At 46.8% G+C, this 14,546-nt stretch carries 19 protein-coding genes and 1 pseudogene; 15 read left to right on the plus strand and 5 right to left on the minus strand.

Annotation, left to right across the window (positions count from 1 at the left end):
- The first annotated feature begins 9 nt into the window (after positions 1-9).
- Complete coding sequence (rsmH, locus tag BRW63_RS01900; RefSeq protein WP_073069195.1) at positions 10-909, plus strand: 16S rRNA (cytosine(1402)-N(4))-methyltransferase RsmH; 900 nt, start codon at positions 10-12, stop codon at positions 907-909.
- An 86-nt stretch (positions 910-995) separates the two neighbouring features.
- Positions 996-1,649, plus strand: coding sequence for a cysteine hydrolase family protein (locus BRW63_RS01905; RefSeq protein WP_073069196.1), 654 nt, complete (start codon positions 996-998; stop codon positions 1,647-1,649).
- A gap of 112 nt (positions 1,650-1,761) precedes the next feature.
- Here the strand turns inward: BRW63_RS01905 and selD are convergent, their stop codons facing one another.
- Positions 1,762-4,026, minus strand: coding sequence for a selenide, water dikinase SelD (gene selD, locus BRW63_RS01910; RefSeq protein WP_073069197.1), 2,265 nt, complete (start codon positions 4,024-4,026; stop codon positions 1,762-1,764).
- 782 nt (positions 4,027-4,808) lie between these two features.
- On the opposite strand from selD, the gene BRW63_RS29855 reads away from it, so the two are divergent.
- From BRW63_RS29855 to BRW63_RS27470, 9 genes and pseudogenes are all read left to right on the plus strand, one after another.
- Positions 4,809-4,991 (plus strand): DUF6888 family protein, encoded by a 183-nt coding sequence (locus tag BRW63_RS29855; protein ID WP_073069199.1) that lies wholly within the window; start codon positions 4,809-4,811, stop codon positions 4,989-4,991.
- The gene (locus BRW63_RS01925; RefSeq protein ID WP_073069200.1) at positions 4,988-5,200 is read left to right on the plus strand and encodes a DUF6887 family protein; all 213 of its coding nucleotides are present in this window, start codon (positions 4,988-4,990) and stop codon (positions 5,198-5,200) included. The genes BRW63_RS29855 and BRW63_RS01925 overlap by 4 nt, the downstream gene beginning before the upstream one ends.
- A gap of 172 nt (positions 5,201-5,372) precedes the next feature.
- Positions 5,373-5,540, plus strand: coding sequence for a hypothetical protein (locus BRW63_RS28030; RefSeq protein ID WP_181314311.1), 168 nt, complete (start codon positions 5,373-5,375; stop codon positions 5,538-5,540).
- Positions 5,527-6,120 (plus strand): GNAT family N-acetyltransferase, encoded by a 594-nt coding sequence (locus BRW63_RS01930; protein ID WP_073069201.1) that lies wholly within the window; start codon positions 5,527-5,529, stop codon positions 6,118-6,120. The genes BRW63_RS28030 and BRW63_RS01930 overlap by 14 nt, the downstream gene beginning before the upstream one ends.
- 356 nt (positions 6,121-6,476) lie before the next feature.
- The gene (locus BRW63_RS29860) at positions 6,477-6,656 is read left to right on the plus strand and encodes a serpin family protein (protein WP_223257267.1); all 180 of its coding nucleotides are present in this window, start codon (positions 6,477-6,479) and stop codon (positions 6,654-6,656) included.
- A pseudogene (locus tag BRW63_RS29865) lies at positions 6,646-6,744 on the plus strand (serpin family protein); the annotation flags it as partial. The gene BRW63_RS29860 and the pseudogene BRW63_RS29865, both read left to right, overlap by 11 nt.
- A 265-nt stretch (positions 6,745-7,009) precedes the next feature.
- Positions 7,010-7,684 carry a ribosomal protein L7/L12 gene (locus tag BRW63_RS01945; RefSeq protein WP_073069203.1) on the plus strand — a complete coding sequence of 225 codons (675 nt, stop codon included), beginning with the start codon at positions 7,010-7,012 and terminating at the stop codon, positions 7,682-7,684.
- A 395-nt stretch (positions 7,685-8,079) separates the two neighbouring features.
- Positions 8,080-8,526, plus strand: coding sequence for a hypothetical protein (locus tag BRW63_RS01950; protein ID WP_073069204.1), 447 nt, complete (start codon positions 8,080-8,082; stop codon positions 8,524-8,526).
- Positions 8,527-8,622: 96 nt separating this feature from the next.
- Positions 8,623-8,877 carry a hypothetical protein gene (locus BRW63_RS27470; RefSeq protein ID WP_143161988.1) on the plus strand — a complete coding sequence of 85 codons (255 nt, stop codon included), beginning with the start codon at positions 8,623-8,625 and terminating at the stop codon, positions 8,875-8,877.
- A 103-nt stretch (positions 8,878-8,980) separates the two neighbouring features.
- Here BRW63_RS27470 and BRW63_RS01955 read toward each other — a convergent pair whose 3' ends face one another.
- A complete protein-coding gene (locus BRW63_RS01955; protein WP_073069205.1) occupies positions 8,981-9,529 on the minus strand; it encodes a hypothetical protein in 549 nt (182 codons plus the stop codon).
- A gap of 296 nt (positions 9,530-9,825) precedes the next feature.
- Complete coding sequence (locus BRW63_RS01960) at positions 9,826-10,119, minus strand: hypothetical protein (protein ID WP_073069206.1); 294 nt, start codon at positions 10,117-10,119, stop codon at positions 9,826-9,828.
- Between the two features lie 101 nt (positions 10,120-10,220).
- Here BRW63_RS01960 and BRW63_RS01965 point away from each other — a divergent pair, with 101 nt between their 5' ends.
- Complete coding sequence (locus BRW63_RS01965; RefSeq protein ID WP_073069207.1) at positions 10,221-10,508, plus strand: Mo-dependent nitrogenase C-terminal domain-containing protein; 288 nt, start codon at positions 10,221-10,223, stop codon at positions 10,506-10,508.
- A gap of 16 nt (positions 10,509-10,524) precedes the next feature.
- Here BRW63_RS01965 and BRW63_RS01970 read toward each other — a convergent pair whose 3' ends face one another.
- On the minus strand, positions 10,525-10,719 hold the full coding sequence (locus BRW63_RS01970; RefSeq protein ID WP_181314312.1) for a hypothetical protein: 195 nt from the start codon (positions 10,717-10,719) through the stop codon (positions 10,525-10,527).
- Between the two features lie 70 nt (positions 10,720-10,789).
- Entirely contained in the window at positions 10,790-10,987 is a 198-nt protein-coding gene (locus tag BRW63_RS01975; protein WP_073069208.1) for a hypothetical protein, read from the minus strand.
- A gap of 134 nt (positions 10,988-11,121) precedes the next feature.
- Between BRW63_RS01975 and egtC the strand changes: the two genes are divergently transcribed.
- From egtC to egtD, 3 genes are all read left to right on the plus strand, one after another.
- A complete protein-coding gene (gene egtC / locus BRW63_RS01980) occupies positions 11,122-11,910 on the plus strand; it encodes an ergothioneine biosynthesis protein EgtC (protein WP_073069209.1) in 789 nt (262 codons plus the stop codon).
- Positions 11,879-13,171, plus strand: coding sequence for an ergothioneine biosynthesis protein EgtB (egtB, locus tag BRW63_RS01985; RefSeq protein ID WP_223257268.1), 1,293 nt, complete (start codon positions 11,879-11,881; stop codon positions 13,169-13,171). Before egtC ends, egtB begins: the two co-directional genes overlap by 32 nt.
- A 68-nt stretch (positions 13,172-13,239) precedes the next feature.
- Positions 13,240-14,298 carry an L-histidine N(alpha)-methyltransferase gene (gene egtD, locus BRW63_RS01990; protein ID WP_073069211.1) on the plus strand — a complete coding sequence of 353 codons (1,059 nt, stop codon included), beginning with the start codon at positions 13,240-13,242 and terminating at the stop codon, positions 14,296-14,298.
- The last annotated feature ends 248 nt before the right edge of the window (positions 14,299-14,546 follow it).

The following is a 14,546-nucleotide window of genomic DNA, read 5'->3' on the forward strand; positions in this document are numbered from 1 at the left end:
GCTAAAACTATGACTTCTGTATCGGATGATTCTGATTTGGCGATCGCGCCTGAGTTTTTACACATTCCAGTGCTGCATCGCGAAGTCATCGAGGGTTTAGCGATTCGTCCTCACGGTCACTATTTAGATGCAACGGTTGGCGGGGGTGGACATACAGCACTGATCTTAGCGGCAGCAGACGGGGTGCGTGTCACTGCAATCGATCAGGATGATCAGGCGATCGCAGCGGCAACCCAAAAACTAGCAGAATTTGGCGATCGAGTCGAATTCCAGCAAACTAATTTTGCCAATTTCGATCCAGGAGAGACGAGGTTTGACGGCATTTTGGCAGATTTAGGCGTAAGTTCTGCTCAGTTTGATATTGCCGATCGAGGGTTTAGTTTTCGCCATGAAGCACCATTAGATATGCGAATGGATCGCGGGCAATCGCTCACCGCCGCCGAGATCATTAATCACTGGGATGAAACTAAACTTGCCAATATTTTCTACACCTATGGCGAAGAGCGGCTCTCACGAAGAATTGCCCGACGAATTGTAGAGCGGCGACCCTTTCAGTCCACAACCGAATTAGCAGAAACGATCGCGCATTCGGTGCCTCGTCAATATCGCTACGGACGAATTCACCCTGCAACTCGCGTGTTTCAAGCACTTCGCATCGCGGTCAATCAAGAACTCACCGTTTTAGAAACGTTTGTCAATCAGGCTCCACAGTGGCTCAAACCAGACGGGAGAATTGCGATGATTAGCTTTCACAGTTTAGAAGATCGGATTGTCAAACACCGATTAAAAGAGTCGCCGTTGCTGCGAGTGTTAACCAAAAAACCGATCATTGCTCAAGAAGATGAGTTAGACGAGAACCCTAGAGCGCGATCGGCAAAACTCAGAATTGCAGAGCGAGTGGTTGAGTAAATGGTTGTTAGGCTGACCGGACCCAGCAGAATGCCATATAACAGTTGACCTGATACTATCTAAAGGTAAGCTCAAGGGAGAAACAGATGGAGAAGGCATTTGGATTAGAAATTCCTGAAAACTTGGAAGAAACCTGCGAACTTAATCGAACGGCTTTAGTCGTCTACGATATGCAGGTAGGTATTTTTAGCCAATTAAGCAATGGATCTGAGATCAAGTCACAGGTTGTAAAGGTTCTTCAAGCAGCAAGAGAAGTTGATTTACGTATATTTTTTATGCGCCACATGTCGCTGCCAAATGAGCTATCAGGTGTATTCCAACTCAGGACGGCAAAGGCATGGCAAAAAGCTACCTCAGTTAATGATGTTAAACCCTGGTTTCTTCGTGACTCACCCAGTTTTCAACTCATTCCAGAGATGATGCCGCTTTCCTCTGAAGCAGTTTTCGACAAGATCACAATGTCGGCCTTTGAGAGTACTCCTTTGGATATTGCTCTGCGTGATTGTGGTATCCAAACTGTTATTATTGTGGGCGTGGCAACCGAAATCGGCATTGAGCCAACAGTTCGCCATGCGGCTGATCTTGGCTATATCCCTGTTGTAGTTACTGATGCCTGTGGAGCAGGTAATGAAGAAGCTGGTCAGCGTGCGATCGCGAGTCTCAGATTCATGGGAGATGCGTTTTTCTCAACTGTTGACGAGATTTGCCAAATCCTCTACACAAAAAAGGTTTCTAAGTAACTCCAATAGCTTCGTACATTATATGTCAGCCTAACCATTCAAATGCATCGGACGGTCGAGAGTCGTTCGCACTGAGTTCGAGTTCATCTGCCGCCGCTGATTTGAGCCGTTCTCAACTTACACTTTGACAGAGAACAACGGGCAAGTCAGAGGCACTTTTTAACAATACATAACCGACTATGGCTGCCTCCACATACCCGGCAGCTTGAAGTGCTGTTAAACACGCATTTGCTCGATTGGCATCAACACTCGCTAACAAACCGCCCGACGTTTGCGGGTCAAACAACAGTGGATAGTCACGATGATTGTTAGCTTCATCAACGTTCGCGATCGCTTGACTCGATCGCAAGTTTTGAGGATAGAGAGAACTAAAAATTTCCTGTCGAACTGTCTGTCGTGCGCCTTCTAAAATCGGTAGTGCAGAGAGATCAAGTTGAACTGACAGACCTGATGCACGAGTCATTTCAACCAAATGGCCGAGTAAGCCGAAGCCTGTAATATCGGTGCAAGCAGTTGCGCCATGAGTCAGAAAACAGACAGCAGCTTGTTGATTAGAGATCAGCATTGAGGCGATCGCGCCATCGATCCAACTCGCTTTTGCCTGTCGCCGCATTTCGGCTGCAAACAGCGTTCCGGTGCCGATCGCTTTCGTCAAAATTAGCACCTGTCCCGGTTGCATTCCACCTTTGCGAAGCAGCCGAGTCGGATCGGCGAAGCCATTACACGACAAGCCAAAGGCTAAGTCTGCACCCTCAACCGTGTGGCCTCCGATTAAGACGGCACCTGCTTGCTGAAGTGCTCTGACTGACCCAGAGAGTAGCTGATAGAGAGTTTCTTCTTGTTTGGCTTCTGTAGCGTAGGGAATCGTCGCGATCGCCAATGCACTCTGCGCGGTTGCTCCCATTGCAAACACATCGCTCAAACTGTGATGAGTACTGATTTGACCAAACAAAAAAGGGTCACTCAACAGTGCGGGGAAATAGTCGATCGTTTGCACCAACACTTTCCCGATCGGAACTTGCACAACGGCTGCATCATCGGGCGCGTCTAAGCCGATGAGAATATCTTGAGATTGAGCGATCGGCTGGTCTTGCTGGATGCGTTTGAGCGATCGTTCTAGTGTATTGCCCCCAACTTTGGCACCACATCCCAAACATCGCATCAACGGCTGACTCGGATCTTTACTAGCGTTCTCGGTATCTTCTGTTGCCATTGATGGAAGCTCGTGGAAACGTCGCATGAATGTGCGATCGATACGATCTTTAATGCGCCATAAAAGTGCAGAATTCCAGCCCACTTTCCCATAAGATGCGACGGCAGACTCGTCTCCGGTGCCAATTAAGCTGAGATAATTTTTCTGCGGATGGTAAGGCTGCAACGGTTTATCGAGAACGATGTTTTGCAAATTCTTGAAGAGTGGCTTGCCCTGCCGGACTGCAAAAACTCCCGCTTTGGGACGAGCATAATTGACCATTGTGGCAATGTCTCCCGCCGCAAACACCTGCGGGTGAGAAATGGACTGCAACTCATTGTTGACGAGAATGAATCCTTGCTCATCGACCGCTAATCCGGCTTTGCTTAACCAATCAGGAGCCGATGCTTGCGTGACCCAAACCGTCGCATCACAAGGAATTTCTAAGCCAGACTTGCTGACGATCGTCCCTTGGTTAATTTCACAAATCTTCTCAGACAAGTGCAGATGAATTCCTCGCTGAGTCAGTAGGTTATAAAAGTGATGGCGTACCCAAGCATTATGTTTGGGCATCAGTTCAGCCCCACTGTGGAAGAGATGCAGCGTCAAAAGATCTTTCGACTGTCCAGCCTTTTGCAAAATGTCGTGCAAGCGATGCTGCATGTTGAGGGCTAACTCAACACCACCCGTTCCACCTCCCACAATGCTGAGAGCTAATGGTTTCTCAGGGGTTTGCTTGAGAGAATCGGTGAAGCGATTCCACCACGACAACAAATGTTGAACAGGTTTTGCGGCAATGCTGTGTTCTGCTGCGCCTGTGACGATCGGCATTTTCGGCGTACTGCCAATGTCGATCGATACCCAATCAAACGCAACTGGCGGACGGTTTGCACACAAGACTCGATTGTTCTCTAAATCCAGTCCGATCGCGGTATCGATGAAAATCTGAGCTTGAGCAAATTGACAGAGCGATCGCAGATTGATATGACAGTCCTCATGGTCATAAAACCCAGCAATGTGCCCCGGCAGCATTCCCGAATAAGGCGTGTCGGAGGCTTCGGTGATCAGCGTTAGCCGCACTCCGGGCAATGGGTGCATCCCAAACATTCGGAGTACGATCGCGTGGCTGTGTCCACCCCCGATCAAAACGAGATCTTTAACTATGGGCTGGGGCGATCGTTTCATGTCTCAATTTTAGAGTGACGATCGTGAACTTTTCATGCTCTTTTCTTGGCGCACGAAGCATGGGTAATTTCGGAGCGATCGTGGACAGCCTTTTGGCTTTCAAAATCAAGGTAAGTTCAAGCAACTTGTAGAAAGTTGTTGCACTATTAATAGAGTTGAACGTGGGGCGGTCGCTTTTGTTAGGGCATTTATCTAGTGCCAGAAATAACAGCTATAATCAGTCTTAGTAAAAAATGAGACAGTAGAGTAGATCTTCAATGCCTCCCAGGAAAAAACATTTTCTGCCTAACGGAATATCTATGACTCTACTTATCTGGTGTTTGACCTCAGTAGGGTTTGCGTTGACACCAATGTTATTTGTATATATCGGTGCATTGTTAACAGGCAAACATTTGGAGCCAGGTTTTAATGGGTTTGTCCAAGCAGTGTCATCTAGGGGAGAGCTACTTATCGTAGCTGTCGCTTTACTTGGGGAAGGCGTAAGTGACATGTTACAGAAATCATCGGCGAAGAAATTAAAGATTTCTGTGGGCGGATTTGCGTGTTTAATACCTCTGATTGCGTGCTGCCTCTTGTATGCTCACATTCAAACATCCAGCGCAGCTTTAAATCAGAATTTAATTCTCTTAATATCGAGTATCGCTATCATTTGGGCTGTTTGTATAGGTGCTGCATGTAAGTTCTTCGCTAGATCCTAAAATTAAGTCACGTCAGTGGTAGGAGTTTAGAGATAGTCTGTTTGGTCTGTTTGATGTTTTTGGTGTGTCTCTAGGAGTTTCAGGTTGCCGACACAGAAGCAGTCCAATACAGCAATTTTCGTCTGTCAGCTACTCTCGAATTTGTACCAGCCAATTCAGATCTTTCGCTATGATCAAAAGCTAAAAACGCTTTATGTTCAGGCGGGAGCAACTGATCAAATTGCGCTCATAATTGATGAAGAAGGAATTTGGAACTTTGTTCTATGATGCAAAATCTTGATCAACTGACCACTCCTGAATTGAAGCGCTATCTTTCAGAACATCGGAATGACGAGGAAGCATTTCGTGCAGCGCTGCAAATTATTATGAGCCGCCAAGATCCTAATGCTCCTCGGCAACCTTATCCGTTTGACCTTGATGATCCTGAGCGCGAAGTAGAAGCCATCCTCAGAGAGAAACTCAAGCAAGTTGAGTAGCGGCGATCTAAACATACGATCGAGCGGACTGTCGAAAGCTGCTGGTAAAGAAGACTCGCACCAGTTACTAGTATCGATCGGATCAACAGTCCGATCGTCATAGGTATCTTCGGGTTACTAGAGGAACTTCTACCGGAGTGACTGAACAACAGAGCCTTGCTAGAATAGAAACATGAAATACCCTCTCCACACCGTATCAAAGCCTGTCTCTGGCAGTGAAGCTGAGAAACTGGCTCAAGCCATTCAAAGTGGTGGCTACATTGCGAATGAAACCGCCCTTGCTCTGATGCAACGGATCGCAGAACGTCGCCGTCGAAAGTCTGCAAATGCCGCCAAGTAGTAAGTTTACAAGTGTTGACTTCTCCGAGATTCCAGTCGAGCGCGTCACTCCTACACTGGCTAGGTTGGGTCAAGGATTTCGTTGTTCGCGAGGAGAATTTGTTACCTATTGGCGACAAGGGCGTATCCAGCGGGAAATTAACGCCCGGATCAGTCAATGTTGGATTCTGCGATGCGAAGATTCTTTAGCTGGTTACATCACTCTCATTGCTGACAAACTGGAGATTGACCAACCGATTCTGATTGACGAAGGCGTTCAATATCAAATGTTTCCAGCCATCAAAATTGGTTTGCTTGCGGCTGATCGACGGGCAAAGGGTGTCGGTCGTCGGTTAGTAGAGTGGGCGATCGAATACGTAGCGAGTGAGATCGCACCTACGATCGGGGTCAGGTTTAGGACAGTGGATGCCCTATATGACGCGGATTTGACACCGCCTTACGATGCTTCTGGCTTTTACGAAAAGTTTGGGTTTCGTTTTGCCAACATCGAAGAAGCCTTGCCACCGTCCACCCCCTACCGCACGATGTATCTTGATCTCAAACCCTTGATTGATCTGTTGGATGGCTCAGATTCTGACTAACAGCCCTGTTGTAAGTCAATCGCATAGGGAGGATTGGGCGATCGCGTGGCTGTGTCCACCCCCGATCAAAACGAGATCTTTAACTATGGGCTGGGGCGATCGTTGCATATCCTAATTCTAAAGTGACGATTGCTAACCTTTCATGCTCTCTTCTTGGCATATCTAACACGATACTTTCAGCCTACTCTGAGTTATCTGTAAGGGCAGGAACTCCTTGCTGAGTTATCGTTAAAGCAATGTTGGGTAATACTGGAGAACAGTCAAAGTGACATTTAGCAAATTTAGAGAAGGGGATTTTAGAGAGCATGTTGATCCAAGCACTGTAGCGATTGTGCAAGAAAACACTGCTTTTGCACTTGACCTTTACAAAGCATTGCAAGGAAAAGATAACCTCTTCTTTTCTCCCATACAGCGTATCTGTGGCATTCGCTATGACCTATGCTGGTGCTCATGGAGAGACAGGACGGCAAATGGCTCAAGTTCTTCACTTTTTAGTAGAGAGGAGTCTACCACCGCCCCGCCGTTTTTCAGGCTAATCATCCCTTTATTCTTCTAATTCGTGAGAAGCACACTGGGATTGTCTTGTTTTTGGGTAGATTCGTCACACCAGAAGCGGCTGCATAGAGCGAGATAGTAGCGATATCCTTGAAGGAAACTCCAGCTTTTTGTAGATAATCGCTATAAGAGGTCTCGATGTGAGAATTTCTGAAGATTTAAACATTCCAGACGCTAAAATTACTCGCTATCTATTGCTGCAAAAATCACGGAATGATAAATCGAAGTTTTTAGATTCATTGTAAAAGGAGCCTAGCGTTAATCTCACGATCGCCACGCCTAACACTCGTCAGCAACCGCTAAGATCGCACTAGAACTACCATTAGCCGAAACCATGAGGCGAGTGAACACGATCGTAGCGGGGATGCTGTTAGGCATGGGGTTGCCGATTAGTCTCGTGTGTATTTGGAACCTGATTCAGCAGAGCGATTCCTTAACGGATTCGGCGCGATCGATCAATATTGCGACTCTTATTTTTTACGGAATTTTGCCTGTCGCGATCGGAAGTTGGCTCACTTTGAACAATCATCGTCAAAGTCAAAAATTGGAGCGCGATCGTCTTCAAAGAGTATTTTTTAATCTGCTGCGCCAAGGGGACGGAAACATCAACATCTTGCGCTTCTCAATGGAGGCAAACATTAGCGGTGCTGAAGCAAAAATCTATCTAGATGAGCGTGCCAGAGAATTTAATGCTGCGTTTAACGTCAGTGAAGCAGGCAGAGTCTTTTATTATTTTGATGGAGACTTCAACACGCCGACTTTGAAGTCGATCGCGGGCGAAGAAACCTATGATGTCGTTCTAGAATACGTTCCGCCTCGGACTCGACAAGACGTAGTGCGCGTCATCCAGCAGCTTACAGGATTGGATGAGAAACCTGCGAAACGGGTGATTAAAGGAAGTCGAGCCAGTCCCATTCTGATTGCTGAAAACGTTGCGAAGCCGACGGCCGATCAGTTTCGTCGGCAATTAGAAGCCGTTGGGGCAAGCGTATTAATTGTTTTGCGATAGGATTGCAAAACTTTATGATGACGAGAATTTTCTTGACGATCGCCTCTTAGACTGATCTAAGGAACGTGAATTTATTAAGGTGCAACTTCTCGGACTCAACTAGAGTGTAGATAAGTTTGTTGATGACTCCGTTGGAGTCGGCTTGTGCCCCCTAAATCTCCCATTTTGGGGGACTTTGAAACCGGAAATTTTGGCTCAAAGTCCCCCATGAATGGGGGATTTAGGGGGCGAAGATCTCAGCCATGACGAATCAAAAGATTTGATTACAAGTTTGACAGGTTATTTAATCCACGATCCTAAACGTTTAGGTAAATGAGATTTTCCCAACATCAAGCACTCATCCTTTTGTGAATCGTTCCCAGCTTCTCTTAAAACTCGGTGTCACGGCTTTCTTGATGTCAATCATTTTGGGAATTGGGGGAATCGCGATCGCAGATCTGGGTGAATTAGTTCACTTCAACTGTCGCCCTCAACCTGACCAGGTGATCTGCGAACTCACCCGCGAACCGCTGATGGGCAATCTAAACACCCGTTATCTCGCTAAATCTGACCTGATCAAAACCAACGTGCAGATGGAATGGAGCCTTTATCGGGGTTCCGTTGCTCGACTTGTCTTAAACACAAAAGCACACGACGAGATTCCATTCACCCGCAATGGGTCGAGAACTGCCAATGCTCAACTCTTCGCCCAACGTGACCAGATTGACCGATTTCTCACGACCCCTCAAGCCAATATCCTGAGTGTACGAACCCATCGACCCTGGAAACTTTGGGCAATTTTGGGAAGCTTAGGAATGGTGAGTGGGACGCTCGGAAGAATTCTCTGGTTGTCAAAGTCTTAATGAAACTAACTGTCTAACACTAACGCGAATGGAAAAAATGATCTCAGACCAAAATTGCTAGAATTAAGCCAAGAAAGCAGGAGAAGGGAAAAGGTAATGAACCAGATATTAAAAGTTTTGAGTGCAATCTCTCCTCAACATCGACATCAGATTTTGGAAGAAGCTCGACAGCAAAGGAGTGTCAATCCCACGTTGTCTAAACCAGATGTTTCTGCTCGTTCTTGCTCAACTTGCTCTTATCTCATGCCTGGAGTCAAATTCGGTGAACCAAACACTTGCAACGCTTTCCATCATCCAACTGAGAATCTTTGTGTCTCGATCGAGTGTCTAGACTGGAAGTTGAAAGGGTGACGAGTAGATTAGTTGGCTTGGAATAGCATTACCGATCGCTCTTTAAGATGTTTGAGCAGCAAACGATGGGAGCGCCCCACCTTTACGACACTGACTAATCCTGCTACCAAGTTGGTTTAAACCTCGACATAAACTGTATCCATGAATTCACTTTGCCACCCGTAATATTTAGAATGGGAACGCTGTAGGTTTTAGAAGGACAGGCTCTACCTCCACGAGAACACTCAACCGTTGTACTCTCTGATTTTCCAGCTCCGTATGCAATTGCAATATCGTTGGCTAAATCACAGCTAATTTCAAACCCGCCAATACGTGTACGACCTCCGTTCTTTTCATAAATCCAACTGTAGCCTGCTCGCTTCGGCTCCCTCTGGCAAAGGTGTTGAGTAACTTCAAACATCTTGGCAACATGTGCATCATAGAGTTTGAGTTTCGCGCCATAGGCTGGACGACTAACATCTTTATTTGGCACATCTAAGAAAAAGACTTCGTTGTCTGACCAGTGAATCGTCATCGGAAGCTTGGTATTTTGCGCTACTGTCTTTTGGCTGAAACCAGCAAGCGAGACTATTGTTCCCATGGCAATTAAGCCAAACAGATTACTCAAATTTGCCTTAATTGACCCAGATTGAATTTCAGATTTGGTGGACATGAATATCGTGCCTTTAGCTTATTTTGAAAAACTCTGTTTACAGTCAAGTCAGTGAGAAGCTGACGAGAATCACAATCTCAACACTCAGTTCTCACAACTGGCTAATCGGTTTAGCTCAGGGCTGAACCGGAATAGAGGCATTATCCCGCTAATCCTTCCATATAATCTCTCAAGAAAGTGGGATTAGGCGGAAACTTTAGAATTCTTATAAGTGAAAATACGGCTCTTCCTGTAACTTTAAAAACCTATCTACGGCATCACTCTTCACCTTCCCCTAGAACAAGGATGCGATCGTTTCAGCAGCAACGCCCCTCACAGTTACGACGACTGCGAATGCAACCCGTTTCTGCATAGCGCTGTCCATGCTTTCGCACCGTGGGATGAGCCAGCCGTTGAAGCGGAATTCCTGTCAGTTTCCAAACCAATCGACCAAAAGAATGTAGGACATCCCAAGCCTCTTCTAAGCTGGGTTCTGCAATAAATTCTTTCAGTTCTGTCGTGAATGCTGCCCATTGAGATTGAAGGGTTGGAGGGTGGCAATAGTCATACGCTGCCATTCCTGCTCGGTAGTGATTAAGGAGATCAAGCATCACGATCCTAACTTTGTTGCATAAATTATCCAGCACAAGCGTATAAATCAGTAGCAGCCATTGAAGCCAAAATGCTCCATCAACGGCTCAGGAGATTAATCATGCTATCCCTTACCTCCCATAAATTCGCAGTTCGCTTTCTTCAACCGATCGCCCGAAAACTCGACAAAATCGAGATTTGCAACGCCAAAACAGCCCATTTCTTCTGTCGTCTCATTCCTGCCCAATGCCCATTTGAACGGGATATTCGCTGCTTCGATCGTGTCTTACTGCACATTCCCCCAATGTGCAAACTGAACCCGTTTTATGAACAACTGGTGGGATTACGATTCAAAGCGCTTTGCTACTTGGCTGATGTGTGTGGTGAAGACATCGCAGCGTATTGTTAATCCACAAAAAATAGATTCATGATTTTTCTGCGTCAGCAGATGGCTTGCTGGTCGGTGGGCGTTCAATCTCTCCCTCGCTGTAGCCTAAATCATACAGACTAGCAGCCTGGGGATCATGCTCTGGTGGCTGCTTTGATTTACCTGCCCAAGCATCTTCCTTCCCGCGATCGAACCACTCCTGATCAGATTGTGAAGAATCATTGTCGCTCATCAGCATTACTCCCAAGTGTTCTCCCGATAGTCTAAGTCTTCGCAGACGTTCGATGTATCGTTCTAACGGCTCAACCATCTGGAAACTGCCAACAGGAGATGTATTCCATGCTTTTACTGCCACAAACACACGCTTCAGGTTTAGACGCAACCCATTCATAGTTGCACTCTCGACAGTGGCAGAAAATATTGTGTCGATTTGCCTCTTCAAGGCTTTGTTGCCATTCGCGCAGTTCTGTAGGCGTGAGTTGAGGTTGATTGTCTGACATGGTTGTGTGGGTTGCAAAGGTTTTTAACGATCGTGGTCTCAGCCATTAAGAATCTCTCGAAAGTCAACCTTAATAAATTCCCCTAAATTTAGATTCGTGTGGCACGATCGGGAAACAAATCTTCACTAACCCAAATGTGCCGTCTTTTAGGCTATCTCGGTTCGCCCGTTCAACTCGATCGGCTGCTCTATAAACCTGACCATTCTCTCGTCGTGCAAAGCTATCAGCCTCGCGAAATGACAGCAGGACTGCTCAACGCAGACGGGTTTGGGATCGGTTGGTATCACCCGCACCGTCAGATCGAACCTTTTATTTACAAAAATACGCTGCCGATCTGGAACGATGTCAACCTGCCCAGTTTGAGCCGATATATTGAGTCGGGCTGCACTCTGGCATCGGTTCGCAGTGCTACGGCGGGTCTTGCCGTAGATCTGAGTAACTGTCAGCCGTTTCAGCATTCTCACCTTTTAGGAATGCACAATGGTTTTATTCAAAGCTTTCGGCAAACGTTGTATCGGCCGATTTGCGATCGTCTCAGCGACACTGCCTATCAATTCATTCAAGGCTCGACCGACTCTGAGCATATTTTTGCATTGCTAATTGATGAGTTGTTGTCTGATCCTAATTTGAGCCTCACAGGCGCTTTACGGCAGACTCTCGACATTTTGACAGAGCTAGGAGAGAAGCATCACACTTCGTTTTCAGCTAATCTGATCGTCACTGATGGTCATCAAATCGTTGCGTCTCGATTTGCAAGTCACACGCCCGTTCCAACGCTTTATTGGCTGCGAGACGATTTGACTCTGCCTGACGCGGTTGTGATTGCCTCTGAGCCGCTATTTCCTGGCGACTGGAATTTATTGCCCGATCGTAGCCTCCTTACCGTTCAAGATGACTTTAACTTTCAAGTCCAATCTCTCTGATCTGGTCGATCGCAGACAATGCATTGCTGACTGGATGCACGCCTGCCGCACCGCAACGTTAGCGCTCTTTGACGGCATGGATCACGAAACCTTCTGCCGTCAACCGCATTCCGATTTCAGTCCAGTAGGCTGGCATTTGGGGCACATTGCTTACACCGAGGCGCTTTGGCTGCTTCAACACAGTGCTGGCGATCGTCCTTTGTTTCCCGAATATCACCGATTGTTTGCCCAAGATGGAATGCCGAAGGGCGATCGCGTCAAACTGCCTCCCCTCTCAGAAGTGTGTGACTATCTCAAGGCAGTCAGAGCAAAGGTTTTTGACTATTTGCAAATCGCGCCTCTAGATCAACAAGAACGGCTCTGGAGATGGATTTTGCAACACGAGAGCCAACACTGTGAAACCGTCGCGCTAATTTTAGAATTACAAAAAAAGCGTCCTGAACTCTCGCGTTCTCAATCCAATCTTAAACCTCAAACCTCTTCGATGGTTTGCATTCCTGCCGGATATTTTGAGCAGGGAAATGAATCGCTCGACGCACTCGATAATGAACGCCCGGTGCATCAAGTTTATTTAGAGACTTATTGCATCGATCGCACCCCTGTCACCCATCAAGCCTATCGATCGTTCATTCAATCAAACGGTTATCAAGATGTGCGTTGGTGGTCATCAGAGGGTTGGCAATGGCTACAAAAAAATCCTGTGACGCACCCGCTTTACTGGCGAGAAGATCCAACTTACGCCAATCATCCCGTTTGCGGGGTCAGCTATTACGAAGCAGAAGCCTATGCTCGATTTGTGGGCAAGCGACTGCCCACCGAGTCAGAATGGGAAAAAGCCGCAAGCTGGAACTCGCAAGCTGGAACCCGATCGCTTTATGCTTGGGGTGATCAGTTTCCTGATGCAACTCGCTGCAACTATGGTCATGAGTGGAGTACAACTACGCCCGTCGATCGCTACCCTGCAAATCTCGCTGGCTGCTACGATTTACTAGGCAACGTTTGGGAATGGACGGCAACCTGGTTCGATCGCTATGCAGAATTTGAAAGTTATCCTTACCCAGGCTATTCTCAAGTCTATTTTGATGGCGAACATCGAGTGCTTAAAGGCGGCAGTTGGGCAACTCGTCCCTGGGCGATGCGGTGTGCCTTTCGCAACTGGTATTACCCTCACATGCGACAAATGCTGTCAGGGTTTCGCTGTGTGAGCGATGCCAATCCAGAGTGCTTAAGCGCTACAGTCATTAAAGATTCTGTCTTGTGAGGGAGTTACTCAGCCCCCTAGAGCAAGCGTTAATCAGAAACGGAATGTGAGGAAATAAGGAAAGAGATATGTCAACGTTTCAATCCGCAGGGCGGAAAGTTTTTGCACGTCAACCTCAGCAGCCAGCTTACTCGTTAGAAGAACGGTTGCAGATCGAGCATCTCGTCAACACCGCCAGACCCTCAGACGAAGAATTGCATCCCGGTAGTGACGTGATTCAAGGGTTGAGTCAACAGCCCAAGACGCTGCCGCCGCGATATTTTTATGACGATCGTGGTTCTCAACTTTTTGAACAAATTTGCGACCTGCCAGAATATTATCTAACGCGCACCGAAACTGAGATTCTGCAAAGTTGTGCTTCTGAGATTGCTGAGATCACAGGCACCTGCGAACTAGTGGAATTGGGAAGCGGCAGTTCTACCAAAACCAGACTCTTACTGGATGCCTATCAAACAGCCGGGCATTCTCTTTGCTATTGTCCGATCGACATTAGTGCAGGCATTCTCGAAAGCAGCGCTCAAAGTCTGCTGCTTGACTACCCAGCTTTGCAGGTTCACGGCTTGGTCGGCACTTATGAACTCGCCCTCCAACGGTTAGCACCCAGTCATTTGCCTACGCGCATGATCTGCTTTATTGGCAGCACATTGGGCAATCTCAACCCGCAGGAATGCGATCGGTTTCTCGAACAGATTAAAAACGCGCTGCAACCGGGTGAATATTTTCTATTAGGCATCGATTTGCAAAAGTCAAAGGCTCAACTAGAAGCGGCTTACAATGACCGCCAGGGAATCACCGCAGCCTTTAATCTCAACATGCTGCGTCATCTCAATCACCGCTTTGAGGGCACATTTGATCTAACTCAGTTTGAGCATCTCGCTTTTTATAACGAGTCTCAACACCAAATCGAAATGCACCTTCGCAGTGTGCAGTCTCAAGTCGCTCAACTCAAATCATTAGGGTTGACTGTTGAGTTTGCGCTAGGAGAATCGATTTTGAGTGAAATCTCTCGTAAATTTAGCCTGACAAAAATTCAGCAAGATCTTGAGAGCAAGGGGCTAAAATCGCGACAGGTTTGGACGGATGCCAAGCAGTGGTTTGGATTGATTTTGTGTCAGCTACAATCCTGATCAGTCGTTCTGTTTGCCTGATCATGGGACACGCTAAAAAGCAGCTAAATCTTGCTCCGATCGCACCCCTTCTTATCTTCAAAATTCTGATAGTTCTGGCTGAACAAACTCATTATTTATGATTTATTTCGCTAATTCTGGATAAACTTGAGTAGACAAATGAAAATTTGTGTTATTGAATAGAGGCAAACATCTTAACCCTGGCATTTTGCAAGGTAAACTGGTGTCATGAATTTAGAGTGTTCCTG

The sequence above is a fragment of the Phormidesmis priestleyi ULC007 genome (assembly GCF_001895925.1).
Taxonomy (GTDB): Bacteria; Cyanobacteriota; Cyanobacteriia; order Leptolyngbyales; family Leptolyngbyaceae; genus Phormidesmis_A; species Phormidesmis_A priestleyi_A.

Bases quoted from the DNA above. Each gene is read 5' to 3' on its own strand.
- BRW63_RS01925 (WP_073069200.1), top strand. From the start codon at position 4,988: ATGATGCAAAATCTTGATCAACTGACCACTCCTGAATTGAAGCGCTAT.
- rsmH (WP_073069195.1), top strand. From the start codon at position 10: ATGACTTCTGTATCGGATGATTCTGATTTGGCGATCGCGCCTGAGTTT.
- selD (WP_073069197.1), bottom strand. From the start codon at position 4,026: ATGAAACGATCGCCCCAGCCCATAGTTAAAGATCTCGTTTTGATCGGG.
- BRW63_RS01945 (WP_073069203.1), top strand. From the start codon at position 7,010: ATGAGGCGAGTGAACACGATCGTAGCGGGGATGCTGTTAGGCATGGGG.
- BRW63_RS01975 (WP_073069208.1), bottom strand. From the start codon at position 10,987: ATGTCAGACAATCAACCTCAACTCACGCCTACAGAACTGCGCGAATGG.
- BRW63_RS01955 (WP_073069205.1), bottom strand. From the start codon at position 9,529: ATGTCCACCAAATCTGAAATTCAATCTGGGTCAATTAAGGCAAATTTG.
- egtC (WP_073069209.1), top strand. From the start codon at position 11,122: ATGTGCCGTCTTTTAGGCTATCTCGGTTCGCCCGTTCAACTCGATCGG.
- egtD (WP_073069211.1), top strand. From the start codon at position 13,240: ATGTCAACGTTTCAATCCGCAGGGCGGAAAGTTTTTGCACGTCAACCT.
- BRW63_RS01905 (WP_073069196.1), top strand. From the start codon at position 996: ATGGAGAAGGCATTTGGATTAGAAATTCCTGAAAACTTGGAAGAAACC.
- BRW63_RS01970 (WP_181314312.1), bottom strand. From the start codon at position 10,719: ATGAGCGACAATGATTCTTCACAATCTGATCAGGAGTGGTTCGATCGC.
- BRW63_RS27470 (WP_143161988.1), top strand. From the start codon at position 8,623: ATGAACCAGATATTAAAAGTTTTGAGTGCAATCTCTCCTCAACATCGA.
- BRW63_RS01950 (WP_073069204.1), top strand. From the start codon at position 8,080: ATGTCAATCATTTTGGGAATTGGGGGAATCGCGATCGCAGATCTGGGT.
- BRW63_RS01930 (WP_073069201.1), top strand. From the start codon at position 5,527: ATGCCGCCAAGTAGTAAGTTTACAAGTGTTGACTTCTCCGAGATTCCA.
- BRW63_RS28030 (WP_181314311.1), top strand. From the start codon at position 5,373: ATGAAATACCCTCTCCACACCGTATCAAAGCCTGTCTCTGGCAGTGAA.
- BRW63_RS01965 (WP_073069207.1), top strand. From the start codon at position 10,221: ATGCTATCCCTTACCTCCCATAAATTCGCAGTTCGCTTTCTTCAACCG.
- egtB (WP_223257268.1), top strand. From the start codon at position 11,879: ATGACTTTAACTTTCAAGTCCAATCTCTCTGATCTGGTCGATCGCAGA.
- BRW63_RS01960 (WP_073069206.1), bottom strand. From the start codon at position 10,119: ATGCTTGATCTCCTTAATCACTACCGAGCAGGAATGGCAGCGTATGAC.